Genomic DNA, 13,195 nt, shown 5'->3' on the forward strand with positions numbered 1-13,195 from the left:
AGGGCAAAGCATCGGAAAAGTGCCGTAACTCCACTGGCGGGTGGGCGTGTTGGTCACCCGCGGAGCGTCCTCACCATCGCAGGGAGGGTTCATGGGCCTGTTGCGCAAGATCCGTGCCACCGGGCGGGTGGCCGAGCCCGCGCCGCCCCGGCCGGAGGGCGAACCACCGCCGGCGGCACGGGAGTTCGGCGGCTCGGTGCAGGTGCGGTGCGTGGACGCCGGGTCCTGCAACGGCTGCGAGATCGAGATCGCCGCGGCCTTCAACCCGGTGTACGACGCCGAGCGGTACGGCGCCCGCCTGGTGGCATCGCCCCGGCACGCGGACGTGGCGCTGGTGACCGGGCCGGTGACGCGCAACATGGCCGAGCCGCTGCGGCGCACGGTGGCCGCGATGGGCGAACCGCGACTGGTGGTCGCCGTCGGGGACTGCGCGATCAACTGCGGTGAGTTCGCCGGGGGTTACGGCGTCGAGGGCGCCGTCGCCGATGTCGTGCCCGTCGATCTGGCCGTGCCCGGGTGTCCGCCGGAGCCGGACGAGATCGTGGCGGCGCTCAGGCGAGTGACCGGGCGATGAGCACGATTCCGGCGGCCCTCACGACGGCCACGGCACTGGGCGGCGCGGGCGCGCTGGCCGGCGTCGGACTGCCGTACCGGGTGCGCGTCCCGGTCGTGGGGGTGCTGACGGCCGGTGTGGGGGTGGCGGGTGGTACGGCGGGGGTGGCCGCACTGGGCGGAAGCCGCTGGGCGCACGCGCTTCCCGGGGTGCTGCCGCTGGCCGGGACGCAGCTGGCGGTGGACGCGCTGGCGGGCTTCTTCGCGGCGGTGGCGGGGGCGGTCGTGGCCGCGGTCGCCGTGTACGGCATCGGCTACGCGGGCGGGCACGGGGCACACGGGCTCGGCTCGCGCACCGCGCAGGCGGTGTTGCCGCTGTTCGCGCTCACCCTGGTGCTCGTCCCCGTGGCCGCGTCGATGTCCACGTTCCTGGTGCTGTGGGAGCTGATGGCGCTCGCCTCGCTGCTGCTCGTGCTCGCCGAGCACCGGGATCGCGCGACGGTGCGGCAGGCCGGCGTCTGGTACGCGGTGATGACCCATGTGGGCCTCGTGCTGCTGCTGACCGGGTTCGCGGTCTTCGCCGGGCAGGCCGGCGGCGAGACCTTCGCCGCCTTGCGGGCCGGCGCGCCAGGTGTCTCGCCGACCGTGCGGGGACTCGTCTTCGTGCTGCTGGCGGCCGGGTTCACATCGAAGGCGGGCGCCGCCCCGTTGCACGCCTGGCTGCCGCGGGCGCATCCGGAGGCGCCCAGCCCCGTCTCGGCGTTGATGAGCGCCGCCATGGTGAACCTAGGCGTCTACGGCCTGGTGCGGACCGGGTTCGATCTGCTGGGCGGCGGACCCGCCTGGTGGTGGCTGACCGTCCTCGCGCTCGGCGGGCTGTCCGCGGTCTACGGCATCCTCCAGGCGGCGATGGCCTCCGACCTCAAACGGCTGCTGGCGTACTCGACGAGCGAGAACATGGGCCTGGTCCTGATCGGCGTGGGAGTGGCCGGACTGTTCGCCTCGTACGGCGAGCGGCCGTTGGCCGCGCTGGCGCTGACGGCGGCGCTGCTGCACGTGGCCAACCACGCGGCGTTCAAGGCCCTGTTGTTCTGCGCGGCGGGCGCGGTGCTGCGCGCCACCGGGGAACGGAACCTGGACCGGCTGGGCGGGCTGCGCGCCCGGATGCCGGTCACGGCGGGGCTGTTCACCGTCGCCGCACTGGGTGCGGTGGCGCTGCCGCCGGGCAACGGGTTCATCAGCGAGTGGCTGTTGCTGCAGTCCCTGATCCACGGGCTTCAGGTACCGGGGGTGGCTCCGGCTGTCGTCCTGCCGGTCGCCGTGGCGCTGATCGCGCTGTCGGCCGGGCTCGCGGCGGCGGTGTTCGTCAAGGCGCTCGGGGTGGGCTTCTTCGCCCGGCCGCGCAGCGAGCAGGCCGCCGCGGCCAAGGAGGCGTCCCCCTTGATGCTCGCCGGGATGGGCCTGCTCACGGCCTTCTGCGCGGCCTTGGCGGTGGTACCGGGACTGCTCGGTGACAGTCTGGACCGGGCGGTCACCGCGACCGGCCTGCCGGGCAGCGGGGCGGTGTCGGGCGGCGGCGCACGGGTACGGCTCACCGCCGTCTCCGCCGCACTGTCGCCCCTGTGGATCGTCGCGGCGCTCACCGCCGCACTCCTGCTCGCCGCCGGCCTGCCCCGGCTGAGCGCACGCCGCCGGCGCCGGAAGCACGCCCGGCTGTGGGACTGCGGCGGCGGAGCCCCGACCCCGCGGATGGCCTATACGGCGACCTCGTTCGCGGAGCCGCTGCAACGCGTCTTCGACGACGTCCTCGCCCCCGAGCAGGACGTGGACGTCACGCCGGTGCGCGAGTCGTCGTATCTGGTGGAGCGGGTGCGCTTCTCCCGGGCGGTGCCCGACCGCATCGAACACCGGCTGTACGAGCCGGTGTTGCGGACGCTGGCCGGTACGGGCCGGGCGGCCCGGCGGTTGGCGGGCGGCAGCGTGCACCTGTATCTCGGTTACGGCTTCATCGGCCTGGTGATCCTGCTCCTGGTGCTGGCGGTGGGCTGGTGATGAACGCCATCGGATACGCGGCTGTCGCGGGCCAGGTCGTCGTGGTCGGCGCGGGTGCGCCGCTGCTGACCGGCTGGATGCGGCAGGTACGGGCCCGGCTGGAGGGCCGGGCCGGGGCCGGGGTGCTGCAACCCTGGCGCGATGTGCGCAAGTTGCTGCGCAAGGAGCCGATCACCCCCGTGGGAACGGGGCCGGCGTTCCGGGCCGCGCCCGCGGTGCTGGTCGCCACCACCGTGGTGGCGGCCGGGCTGGTGCCGCTGCTGTCGACCGACACCCCGGTCAGCGGCCATGCCGACCTCGTCGTCGTGGTGGCGTTGATCGCGCTGGGCACGCTGACCCTCGCACTGGCCGGCCTCGACACGGGGACCGCGTTCGGGGGGATGGGCGCCTCCCGGGAGATGACGGTGGCCGCGCTCGTGGAGCCGACCATCCTGTTGTCGGTGTTCGCCCTGTCGATACCGGCGGGGACCACCAACCTTCCACGGATCGTCTCCGGTGCGGTCCACGAACCGGGCCGCCTCGCCTCCCCGGCGGGCCTGCTGGCCACGGCCGCGCTGGCGGTGGCGGTGCTGGCGGAGACCGGACGGCTGCCGGTCGACAACCCCGCCACCCACCTCGAACTGACCATGATCCACGAGGCGATGGTGCTGGAGTACGCCGGACCCGACCTGGCCCTGGTCGAACTCGGCGCCCAGCTGCGGCTCACCCTGCTCCTCGGGCTGCTGTCGTCGCTGTTCGTGCCGTGGGGCATCGCCACCAGCGCATCCTGGGCCGCCCTGGGCGTGGCCCTGGTGGCGTTCGCGGCGAAGCTGGTGCTGCTGGGCGCGGTGCTCGCGGCGGCCGAGGTGTGCTGGGCCAAGGTGCGTCTGTTCCGGGTGCCCGAGCTGCTCGCCGGTTCCTTCCTGCTGGCGCTGCTCGCGGTGACGTCGTCGTACTTCCTGAGCGGAGCGTCATGAGCGAGACCCTGTTCACCCAGCTCCTGGACCTGGCCTGCGGCGCGTTCCTGCTGGCGGCGGTGATCGTGCCGTGGCGGCGCGAACTGGCCGCGATCGTCCGCGTCTTCGCCTTCCAGGGCATCGCCCTGGCCGCCGTCGCCGTCCTCCTCGGCGCGCACGAGGAGCGGTGGGACCTGGTCGGCATCGGCCTGGGGGTCGGCCTTCTGCGGGCGGGTGTGCTGCCGTACGTGATCCGCCGCGCCCTGGCCGCCCTCGCACCCGGGCCCGGCTACAGCGAGGAGGTCCGTGAGACGCAGCCACTGGTGAACGTGGCCGCCTCGCTGCTGACCGCCGCCGCACTCACGCTGCTCGCCTACGCGGTGGCCCGCCCGCTGACCGAGCTGAACCCCACGCCCGCCACCCGGGCGCTGCCGGTCGGCCTCGCCGTGGTGCTGATCGGCTTCTTCGTGCTGGTCACCCGGCGGCGCGCGCCGGCCCAGGTGGTCGGCTTCCTCCTGCTGGACAACGGCATCACCGCAACCGCCTTCCTGGCCACCTCCGGGGTGCCGCTGATCGTCGAACTCGGCGTCTCCTTCGATGTGTTGCTGGCGGTACTGGTGCTGCAGATCCTCACCACGCGGATGCGGGAGGCGTTCGGCACCACCGACATCGACGACTTGCGGGAGCTGCACGACTGATGAACGCGATGTCGACCGCCGCGCTCCTGACCACGCCCGCCGCCGTGCCGCTCGCGGTCGCCGGGGCGTACGCCCTGGCAGGGCTGCGCGCCCGCGAGCCGATCCCCGCCGAAGGGCCCGTGGCACGCCCGTCGGGCTCCCTCCTGGTCGTGACGGCACCCGGACCCGAGGCAACACCGCGGCGGCACCTGGCAGTTCGGGCCGGACTCGTCTCACCCGCCGTGATCCTGCTGTGCGGCAGCCTGCTGGCGGCCGGCGTCCTCGACGGCGGCCCGCGATCGGCGTACTCCGGGCTGCTGCGCGCCGATGCCCTGACCGCATGGATGCTGCTGGTCATCGGCGCGGTCGCGCTGATCGCCTGCGCGTCGAGCCCCGCGTACCTGACGGAAGAGCGGGCCTCCGGGGCAGCCGTGTGCCGCTACCAGAGCCTCGTGCACGCCTTCCTCGCCTGCATGTGCCTGGCCGTGGTGACCGCCAACCTCGGTGTGCTGTGGGTGGCGGTCGAGGCGACCACCATTGTCACCGCGTTCCTCGTCGGGCACCGGCGCGCCCGTGCCTCGGTGGAGGCCGCGTGGAAGTACGTGGTGATCTGTTCGGCCGGTATCGCGCTCGCCTTCCTCGGCACCGTCCTCGTCTACTACGCCGCCCGGCAGGCAGGCATCGCGGAGGCCTGGGCACTGGACTGGCCCACCCTCGTCGCCCGCGCCGACCGCCTCGATCCGGCGGTCACCCGGCTCGGCATCTCCCTCGTCGTCCTCGGCTTCGGCGCCAAGGCCGGTCTCGTCCCGCTGCACGCCTGGCTGCCCGACGCCCACAGCCAGGCCCCCGCTCCGGTGTCCGCGCTGATGTCCGGCGTCCTGCTGTCGGTCGCCTTCGCCGCCATCCTGCGCTACCGGGTCATCGCCGACGCGGCTCTCGGGCCCGGCTTCACCCGGGCCCTGCTGGCGGGCATCGCCCTGCTCACCCTCGCGCTCGCCGCCGCCCTGCTGCTGGCCCAGCGCGACCACAAGCGGATGCTGGCCTATTCGTCCATGGAACACATGGGCCTGATCGCGCTCGCCGCGGCGATCGGCGGTCCGGCGGCCCTGTCCGCCGCGCTGCTGCACATCGCCGGCCACGGACTCGCCAAGTCCGTCGCCTTCTGCGCCTCCGGCCGCATCCTGCACCTCACCGGTACGACGAGGATCGACCGCGTGCACGGACTGCTGGCTCAAGTTCCCTGGCTGGGTGGGGTGTTCGGGCTTGCCGTGGCCGCGCTGCTCGGGTTCCCGCCGTTCAGCCTCTTCGCCTCCGAACTGGGTATCGCCCGCGCCGGATTCGCCGCGGCAGACGGACTGGGCTGGGTCATGGCGGTGGCCCTGCTGCTGGTCCTGATCAGCTTCGCCGCCCTCGCGACCCGCACCGCGCACATGGTGCTCGGCCCGGGCGCACCCGCGGGGGAAAGCCCGTCCGGCGGGTGGCCGCTGCTGCTGGGGCTGGCCGCCTGCGCCGCCCTGGGCGTGGCCACCGGCCCGCTCACCGACCTGCTGGACGCCGCCGCCCACGCGATCGGAGGCCACTGACCCCATGCGCAAGACCTATCAGGCCAGCCCTGTCACCCTGCCCCAGCACGCCGAGAGCCTCCTCTCCCAGGGCCACCGGCTCGCCCTGGTCGCCGCGCACACCGACGAGACCGGACCCCGCGTGGTGTATCTGTTCGTCAGCGGCCCGCCCGACACCCGGGTGGAACTGCACGTCCGTCTCGACCCCGACCATCCGCAGGTGCCCAGCCTGGCCCATCTGTCCTTTCCCGCGGGCCGGTTCGAACGGGAGATGCGGGACCTGTTCGGCATCGTCCCCGTCGGCCACCCGCTGCGCCGCCGCCTCGTCCGGCACTTCCACTGGCCCCGCGGCTGGTACCCGATGCGCCCCGACGCCGGACCGCCGCCCGACTTCGGCGAGCAGGAGGGGCCGTACCCGTTCCTGGAGGTGGAGGGCGAGGGCGTCTACGAGATCCCCGTCGGCCCGGTGCACGCCGGCCTGATCGAACCCGGGCACTTCCGCTTCTCCGTCGTCGGCGAGACCATCCTCAAACTCAAGGCCCGCCTCTGGTTCGTCCACAAGGGCATCGAGAAGCTCTTCCAGGGCCGCTCGGTGGCGGCCGGACTCCCGCTCGCCGAACGCATCAGCGGCGACACGGCCGTCGGGCACGCCCTCGCGTACTGCCTGGCCGTCGAGGAGGCCACCGGCACCGAGGTCCCGCCCGAGGCCCAGCACGCCCGCGCACTGCTCCTCGAACTGGAGCGTGTCCACAACCACGTCGCCGACCTCGGCATGCTGTGCAACGACGTCGGTCACGGCATCCTCAACGCGCACGCCCAGCGCGTACGAGAGCAACTCCTGCGCCTCAACAAGGAGGTCACCGGACACCGGCTGCTGCGCGGCGGCGTCCTGCCCGGCGGTGCCGCTCTCCGCGCGCTGCCCGACCCTGCCCTGCTGACGGCGCTCGGCGCGGACATCCGGGAGATCGCGGACCTGGCCCTGAGGCATTCCACCGTCCGTGACCGCTTCACCGGCACGGCCGTCCTGCACACCGCCGCGGCCCGGGAGATCGGCTGTCTCGGCTATGTCGCCCGCGCCAGCGGGATCGCCGACGACGCCCGCATCGCCCACCCCTTCACCGACCACGGCACACGACTCACCGGGTCCGTCCACGACAGCGGCGATGTCCTGGCCCGCTTCCTGGTCCGTGCCGAGGAGATCGACGTGTCCCTCGCCCTGGTCGCGCAGTTCAGCGAGGAACTCCGCGCACCCGCAGCCGTCCTGGCACCGACACCCGCGCCCGGTACCGGTCCCCGTACGGGGGTGGGTCTGGTCGAGGGCTGGCGCGGCACCATCGCCACCCGCGTCGAACTGGCCCCCGACGGCACGCTGGCCCGCGTCAAACCGGTGGACCCGTCCTTCTTCAACTGGCCCGCTCTGCCGGTGGCGTTGGCGGACACGATCGTCCCGGACTTCCCGCTGACCAACAAGAGCTTCAACCTGTCGTACGCGGGCAACGACCTGTAGGTCGTCAAGGCGTCCCGTCGGGCCCGGGACGTCCGACACCGTTCACGACAGTTGGCCATGTGGGACGGTTCGTCGAGCAGCAGGGACGCGACGGGACATCTGGTGGGCGGCGGCCGGGTACGGCCCCGCGAAGGGCCCTCGCTATGTGCCGGCGTGCTCGCCCAGGTAGAAGAGCAGCCACACGAAGCCCGCGAACACATGGGTGCCGAAGATGTAGAAGCCGGCCCGCAGCGCGACACCACGCTCCTTCCGGCTCTCCGCATCCCGGGGCTTGCCGTTCTTGCCTTCGCTCACCGTGCCGTTCCCTTCTTCCGTCCTGCCGTGGGGTGGCTACAGGGGTATCTCGAACCTGACGCGGACGACCTTGCCGGTGTGGTCGACGGCCGGCTCCGCGCTCAGCTCACCGTCGTAGTCGGCGGCGAGTTCGGCCACCATCCGCAGCCCGGCGCCCATGCCTTCGAGCGTGAGGTCCGGCAGACGCGGTTCGCTGTCGGCGACACTGACGACCAACTGGTCGCCGGCGACCGTCATCCCCACCTCCGTCAGCGGCGAGTGCGGGGCGTGGCGCAGCACGTTGGCGACGAGCTCGCTCACCACCAGCAGGACTCCGTCCGCGAACGCGGACCCGGCGTCGACACCGGCCTCGCCGAACTGCACAGCCACTGCCTCCCGGGCTTCGCGCACCGCGTCGGGCCCCACACGGACCGAGGTGACGTGCCGCCGCAGCGGAGCCCGCACGGGCCCGACGACCGTGGCGGGGCCGCCCCGGTGCCACCGCGTCCGGAACCGGCGGGCATCCCCCGTCATCGCACCGACTCCGTTTCGCGCAGCTCAGCGAGCAGATCCTGCCGCCCGGCCAGCAGCACGGACAGGATGCGCCGTGCCGCCGCGAGCAGCTCGGCGACATCGCCGCCGGCCAGCTCGTAGACCACCGTCGCCCCGGTCCGGGTGGCGGTGACGATCCCGGAGCGGCGCAGCACCGCCAGCTGCTGCGACAGGTTCGACGGCTCGACCTCGATCTCCGCCAGCAGCTCACGCACCGGCTTCGGCCCGTCCTGCAACAGCTCCAGCACCCGGATCCGCACCGGGTGCCCGAGCATCCGGAAGAACTCCGCCTTCGCCTCGTACAGGGGAACAGGCATCCGGATCACTCCCCTTCGCTCTCGGCCGCGGCGGGACCGACGTCGATTCCGTGCCGCCGAGCCACTCGCACCGCGTCGTCCAGCTCGTCCTGAGCCACGGCCACGGCATACGCGTCCTCGGTCTCCAGCGCCGCCCCGAGAGTCGCTCGCGCCTGGCACACCCGCGCCAGCAGCGCTGCGGCGACCACCGAACCGCCCATCCGGGCCTCCTCCCGACGGCCGCGCTTCACGGCAACTAGTGAATTGAAGAACTCTTCAAGAGTAAGGCACGCAGCCGCGCCCGAGAACCTGGCCGAGCGTGACGGCATCCGATGCCGTCGGCAGGTTCACGGATGTCAGGCGGGCGGGTTGCGTTTCGCTCTGCCGTCGCCGCGCCCGCTCAGGGGAATCAGCGTCTCCAGACGTGCACCCCTGACCCACGCTCCCAGCAGATCCCGGTGCAGGGCCGCGATGTCCTGCCGCAGCGCCAGACCCTGCGCGGCCTTGGTGAACGTACGGCAGGTGGTGACGAAGACAGCGACGTCCGCGCCGTGTTCCAGGCGGGCGGTGCCGACGAACTTCTGCATGTCCTGGGAGGACACACTCCGCTCGGGTGCGTACTTCTTGCACTGGACGACCAGTTTGCGGCCGTCCGGGAGGTGGCCGACGACGTCGGCCCCCAGGTCGCCGCTCCGGCCGCTGACGACCACGTTCGTACAGCCGTCCCTGCGGCACAGGTCAGCGACGAAGCGCTCGAAGTCCTGCCAGTCCAGCGCGTCGACCTCCGTCATCGACAGCTCCCTGGCCTTCGCCTCTTCCCGAGCCCGCCACTCCCGGTCCTGACTTACGGCGTCCCGGTGCGCACGCCACAGCAACCAGCCCGCCCCGATCACGACGATCACGGCCGGCACTGCCACCACGAACGGCCACACCGCCGCCCAGTTCCCCGCCACCCACACCACGGCGACGGCCGCTGCCGCGATGCTCCAGCCCTGCACCTGCCGACGCGTACGCTTCCCGGACGACCGGCGCCGTCGTCGTTTCGCCATCGCTCCCCCGATCCTCCGCCCCCGCCAAGCATTCCCTGACGCCTCCACACCCCAACTTCTTTGACTCGCAATCAGGCGCCCGACTGTCAGCACCGTGTGCACCGTGTGCACCGTGTGGCAGGATCCGCTGCCATGTCGTCGTTTCGTGCACCCGTGGGATGGTCAAGAGCCGCTCGCCGTCTGCTCGTTGTCCCGCTCAGCGTCCTGATGGCGGCGGGCGCCACCGATGCTGCCGCGACAGCACCCGCACCGGCACCAGCGCACGAAGCCGAGACCGCGACGCCTGAAGGGCTCCGCTACGACGTGTCCCTGCGCAGCGACGCCGACGGCTCCCACTGGGCCGGCCGCCAACGGGTGTCGTTCGGCAACGCCTCCGCCAGACCCCTGCGTGAGGTGTACCTCCGTCTGTGGGGCAACGGCGAGGACAAGTGCGGCACGGCGGGCACGCCGCGCGCGGTCGAGGTGTCCAGGATCGACGGCGGCACAGCGGGCCGCCTCACCGTGGACTGCACCGCGTTGCGCATCACCTTGCCGAAGCCGCTCGCGCACGGCGAGCGGACGGACCTCTCCTTCGACGTGTCCATCACCGTGCCCCAGCGCAACAACCGCTTCGGCCGCGAGGGCGCGTTCCGTTTCCTGGGCAACGCGCTGCCGGTGCTCGCCGTGCACGATGCAAAGGGGTGGCACCTCGATCCGTATGTGTCGACCGGCGAGAGCTTCTATGCCCTGGCGAGCGACTTCCATGTGCGCATCGACCACCCCTCCGCCCTCAAGGTCCCGGCCACGGGCCGCACTTGGACCAGCCCCGGCGAGCCCGGACGCACGGTCACGCACAGCGTCGCGCACCGGGTGCGGGACTTCGCATGGGCAGCCGGTCCGTTCCGTACGGCAACGGACACCTCACCCGGTGGTGTGCGCGTGAAGTCGTACTGGGCGCCGAACACACCCGCGGCGGGTGTACGCCTCAACCGCAAGGACGGCGTCGCCGCCGTCGACCGGTTCGGCGAGGAGTTCGGCCGCTATCCCTACGGCGAGATCGACTTCGTGATGACCAAGGACTTCGGCGGCGGTATGGAATACCCCGGCCTGGTCATGCTCGGCACCACCGAGGAGGGCAGCGCCGTCGTCCACGAGGTGGCCCACCAGTGGTGGTACGGCATCGTGGGCAACGACGAGTACGACGCCCCCTGGCTGGACGAGAGCTTCGCCCAGTACGCCAACGCACGCTTCTACGGCTGGGACACCCGCGACTGCTGGTCGGACGTCGACTGGCCGAGCGAGCACGCCGCGATCACCAACTCGATGGCCTACTGGAGCAGCCATCCGGGCGAGTACCACCTCGTCTACACGGCCGGCCCCTGTGCCCTGGCCGACCTGGAGCGCACCATCGGCGCCGGCGCGATGGCGCGACTCCTCAAGCGGTACGCCCACGACCACTGGTACGGCGTGTCCACCACCGCCGACTTCAAGAAGGCCGCGCAGTCCGTGACGGGCACCGACCTGGCTTCCTTCTGGGCGAAGCACCGCATCCGGTGAATCCGCCGGTCGCCGTGGCAGTGCGGCAGCCACCGCGACCGAGGGGGTGGAAGAGGTGCGTCCTCGCCGCTCAGGCGCCGCAGAACTCGGCGTCGACGACCCGCTGTTCGTGGACGTTCCAGTCGCCGTTGAAGTTCAGCGACAACGCGTGATCGCCGTCCGCCGTCACCATGGTCTGCGAGATGGAGCCCTGGATGCCGCCGTTGTGCCCCCACACCTCGGTGCCGCACGACAATGTCATCTTCATCAGCCCCAGGCCGTAGGAGAAGTTCGGCAGACCCTCGATCGACACCGTCGTCATCATCTTCTTCAGCTCCGGCTCTTTCAGGAGTCGGCCGGAGAACAGGGCCCGGTAGAAGCGATTGAGATCCTGGTTGTTGGAGATCATCTCTCCGGCGGCGCCCGCGAAGGAGGGGTTCAGCTCGGTGACGTCGTAGACGGTGCCGCCGGGCTCCCCGGGGCCGGCGAGTTCGCCGGTCAGCTTCGAGTAGGCGCGTCCGCTGGGCCCAGGGACGCGGACGCGGGTGCCCGGCACGCTGGTGGAGTTCAGGTGCAGGGGGCGCAGGATGCGCTGCTCGATCTCGTGGGCGTAGGAGTGGCCGGTGGCCTTCCGGATGACCATGGAGGCGATGACGTAGTTGGTGTCGGAGTAGCTCCAGTCGTCGCCGGGAGCGAAGGCGGGCCGGTGGGTCATGGCGAGCCGGACGATGCGGTGGGGCGTCCAGGTCTCGTAGCGGTGCTGGAGGAAGTCGGTGCTGAACTCCTGCCGCTTGAAGGTTTCGTCGTCGGTGTAGCTGTAGATGCCGCTGGTGTGGTTCAGGAGCTGCCGTAGCTTGATCTTGCTGCCGTCGTTGCCGTTCCCCGCCACCAGACCCGGTAGCCAGTGATCCACGGTGTCGTCCAGGCTCAGTCTGCCCTCGGCCTCCAGCTGGAGCATCACCGTGGCCACGAACGTCTTGGTGATCGAGCCGACGCGGAAACGGTCATCGGCGCGCGGCTTGCGGCCGGTTGTCAGATCTGCGGTGCCCGCGCGCCCCGCCCAGGTGGTGTGCCCCAGCTCGGCGCGCACGATGCCACCGGGCGGTCCTTCGTGGACCACCGACTCCAAGGCCGTACGGGTGGCCTCGTGCCCGGCCCGCGCGGCCGAGGCGTCCTGGGCGCCTGCGGCCGACGCGGGCAGGGTGAGCCCTGTGGTCAGCACGGCCGCCGCCATCGCGCCGACGGCCGCGATCCGCGTCCCGCGCCCTGCCCGTCTGCGAGCTCCCCGCTGGGACGAACGTGCCTCGTCTGCTGCGTGCGTGTGCTCGTACACGAAGGACTCCTCGAGTGGTGGTGCCGACCGGAGGGCCCAGTATTTTCGATCAAGGTCTGGGGCCGGGATACCGGCAGCCACCGGCTTGCGGGTGGGGCTAACCCCCGCCCGCCCACCGATCGCACGCCTCACCGCGGCCGTCGAGGCGCGTCCGCCGCGCGTCAGTCGTCGTCGCCGCCCGAGGCCGTCTTCGAAAAGCCGTCGTGCCACGCGGCCTTCGCCCCCGAGTCCCCGATGCGATAGACGTCCACGGAGGCTCCCACGGCCACGACGAGCGACAGCACGATCGTCGCGATGCGTACCGGCGCAGCGGACCACCGTGTGCGGCGCGAGCCATCGGTTCCGGAGGCGAGAGCCTGGCGGGTCGCCCACCAGACGAGCAGCGACAGCGCGAACAGACCCACGGCCCAGGGCAGCAGACCGTCGCCGAGCTCGGCGTGCCTGCGCACCAGCGCGTTGCTGTCGACGTGTTCCTCCAGCCACTCCCCCGCTTCCGTGGTCAACGGCACGCTCGCGAGCGCGACCAGGGCGAACAGCGGCAGCACGATGCCCATGCGCCGCGCCGCGCCCGGCCAGATCGCGCAGACCGCCAGCGCCAGCGCGGTCAGGGGAACCAGCACGACGACGACATGCACGAGCAGGATGTGCGCGGGCAGGCCGTTGATCAGGTTCATGGGGGCGTCCTCCACCGGGTCGGGCACACACGAGGTGCCGGTCAGGCGCGCCACCCTGGCACAGCAACTTCTCAGGTTCCTCTGAACGTGCGTGCCGCCGGGAGCATGCGCGAGCCGACCGGCACCACACGGGTGGCGCCGGTCGGCGTCGATGCCTCGTCCTTCGCCCGTCTCAGCTGTGGCGTGAGCCCGTGCGCCTGGTCGTCATCCGCTGCCGA

The 13,195-nt window shown here is 72.0% G+C and carries 14 protein-coding genes; 7 read left to right on the forward strand and 7 right to left on the reverse strand.

The window, feature by feature from the left end:
- The first annotated feature begins 91 nt into the window (after positions 1-91).
- The 6 genes from DI272_RS02520 to DI272_RS02545 are packed head-to-tail and all read left to right on the forward strand — an operon-like array spanning position 92 to position 7,285.
- On the forward strand, positions 92-574 hold the full coding sequence (locus DI272_RS02520) for an NADH-quinone oxidoreductase subunit B family protein (RefSeq protein ID WP_109493488.1): 483 nt from the start codon (positions 92-94) through the stop codon (positions 572-574).
- A complete protein-coding gene (locus DI272_RS02525; RefSeq protein WP_109493489.1) occupies positions 571-2,604 on the forward strand; it encodes a proton-conducting transporter membrane subunit in 2,034 nt (677 codons plus the stop codon). Before DI272_RS02520 ends, DI272_RS02525 begins: the two co-directional genes overlap by 4 nt.
- Positions 2,604-3,560, forward strand: a complete 957-nt coding sequence (locus tag DI272_RS02530; RefSeq protein WP_109493490.1) for a respiratory chain complex I subunit 1 family protein — start codon at positions 2,604-2,606, stop codon at positions 3,558-3,560. The genes DI272_RS02525 and DI272_RS02530 overlap by 1 nt, the downstream gene beginning before the upstream one ends.
- A complete protein-coding gene (locus DI272_RS02535) occupies positions 3,557-4,237 on the forward strand; it encodes a hypothetical protein (protein WP_109493491.1) in 681 nt (226 codons plus the stop codon). Before DI272_RS02530 ends, DI272_RS02535 begins: the two co-directional genes overlap by 4 nt.
- Positions 4,237-5,799: a proton-conducting transporter membrane subunit gene (locus tag DI272_RS02540; protein WP_109493492.1), complete on the forward strand. Its 1,563-nt coding sequence runs from the start codon at positions 4,237-4,239 to the stop codon at positions 5,797-5,799. The genes DI272_RS02535 and DI272_RS02540 overlap by 1 nt, the downstream gene beginning before the upstream one ends.
- Before the next feature lie 4 nt (positions 5,800-5,803).
- Positions 5,804-7,285 carry an NADH-quinone oxidoreductase subunit C gene (locus tag DI272_RS02545; RefSeq protein ID WP_109493493.1) on the forward strand — a complete coding sequence of 494 codons (1,482 nt, stop codon included), beginning with the start codon at positions 5,804-5,806 and terminating at the stop codon, positions 7,283-7,285.
- Between the two features lie 141 nt (positions 7,286-7,426).
- On the opposite strand, the gene DI272_RS44395 is transcribed toward DI272_RS02545, so the two are convergent.
- The 5 genes from DI272_RS44395 to DI272_RS02565 form a co-directional block, all read right to left on the reverse strand.
- A complete protein-coding gene (locus DI272_RS44395; protein ID WP_181387067.1) occupies positions 7,427-7,579 on the reverse strand; it encodes a DUF6126 family protein in 153 nt (50 codons plus the stop codon).
- 36 nt (positions 7,580-7,615) lie between these two features.
- Positions 7,616-8,092, reverse strand: coding sequence for an ATP-binding protein (locus DI272_RS02550; RefSeq protein ID WP_181387068.1), 477 nt, complete (start codon positions 8,090-8,092; stop codon positions 7,616-7,618).
- Entirely contained in the window at positions 8,089-8,427 is a 339-nt protein-coding gene (locus tag DI272_RS02555; protein WP_109493494.1) for a helix-turn-helix transcriptional regulator, read from the reverse strand. Before DI272_RS02555 ends, DI272_RS02550 begins: the two co-directional genes overlap by 4 nt.
- Positions 8,428-8,432: 5 nt before the next feature.
- Positions 8,433-8,657, reverse strand: a complete 225-nt coding sequence (locus DI272_RS02560; RefSeq protein WP_258314438.1) for a hypothetical protein — start codon at positions 8,655-8,657, stop codon at positions 8,433-8,435.
- Between the two features lie 105 nt (positions 8,658-8,762).
- Entirely contained in the window at positions 8,763-9,455 is a 693-nt protein-coding gene (locus DI272_RS02565; RefSeq protein WP_109493496.1) for a restriction endonuclease, read from the reverse strand.
- A gap of 207 nt (positions 9,456-9,662) precedes the next feature.
- Between DI272_RS02565 and DI272_RS02570 the strand changes: the two genes are divergently transcribed.
- A complete protein-coding gene (locus DI272_RS02570) occupies positions 9,663-10,991 on the forward strand; it encodes a M1 family metallopeptidase (protein ID WP_258314864.1) in 1,329 nt (442 codons plus the stop codon).
- Between the two features lie 70 nt (positions 10,992-11,061).
- Here the strand turns inward: DI272_RS02570 and DI272_RS02575 are convergent, their stop codons facing one another.
- Both DI272_RS02575 and DI272_RS02580 read right to left on the reverse strand, forming a co-directional pair.
- Positions 11,062-12,303, reverse strand: a complete 1,242-nt coding sequence (locus DI272_RS02575) for a serine hydrolase (protein ID WP_258314439.1) — start codon at positions 12,301-12,303, stop codon at positions 11,062-11,064.
- A 161-nt stretch (positions 12,304-12,464) separates the two neighbouring features.
- A complete protein-coding gene (locus DI272_RS02580) occupies positions 12,465-12,977 on the reverse strand; it encodes a DUF2231 domain-containing protein (RefSeq protein WP_109500644.1) in 513 nt (170 codons plus the stop codon).
- Positions 12,978-13,195 lie beyond the last annotated feature (218 nt).

Origin of the sequence: Streptomyces sp. Act143 (genome assembly GCF_003143935.1) — a bacterium.
Taxonomy (GTDB): domain Bacteria; phylum Actinomycetota; class Actinomycetes; order Streptomycetales; family Streptomycetaceae; genus Streptomyces.

Coding starts and splice junctions, on each gene's coding strand:
- DI272_RS02530 (WP_109493490.1), top strand. CDS start 2,604: ATGAACGCCATCGGATACGCGGCTGTCGCGGGCCAGGTCGTCGTGGTC.
- DI272_RS02525 (WP_109493489.1), top strand. CDS start 571: ATGAGCACGATTCCGGCGGCCCTCACGACGGCCACGGCACTGGGCGGC.
- DI272_RS02555 (WP_109493494.1), bottom strand. CDS start 8,427: ATGCCTGTTCCCCTGTACGAGGCGAAGGCGGAGTTCTTCCGGATGCTC.
- DI272_RS02580 (WP_109500644.1), bottom strand. CDS start 12,977: ATGAACCTGATCAACGGCCTGCCCGCGCACATCCTGCTCGTGCATGTC.
- DI272_RS02535 (WP_109493491.1), top strand. CDS start 3,557: ATGAGCGAGACCCTGTTCACCCAGCTCCTGGACCTGGCCTGCGGCGCG.
- DI272_RS02565 (WP_109493496.1), bottom strand. CDS start 9,455: ATGGCGAAACGACGACGGCGCCGGTCGTCCGGGAAGCGTACGCGTCGG.
- DI272_RS02545 (WP_109493493.1), top strand. CDS start 5,804: ATGCGCAAGACCTATCAGGCCAGCCCTGTCACCCTGCCCCAGCACGCC.
- DI272_RS02570 (WP_258314864.1), top strand. CDS start 9,663: ATGGCGGCGGGCGCCACCGATGCTGCCGCGACAGCACCCGCACCGGCA.
- DI272_RS02520 (WP_109493488.1), top strand. CDS start 92: ATGGGCCTGTTGCGCAAGATCCGTGCCACCGGGCGGGTGGCCGAGCCC.
- DI272_RS02540 (WP_109493492.1), top strand. CDS start 4,237: ATGAACGCGATGTCGACCGCCGCGCTCCTGACCACGCCCGCCGCCGTG.
- DI272_RS02550 (WP_181387068.1), bottom strand. CDS start 8,092: ATGACGGGGGATGCCCGCCGGTTCCGGACGCGGTGGCACCGGGGCGGC.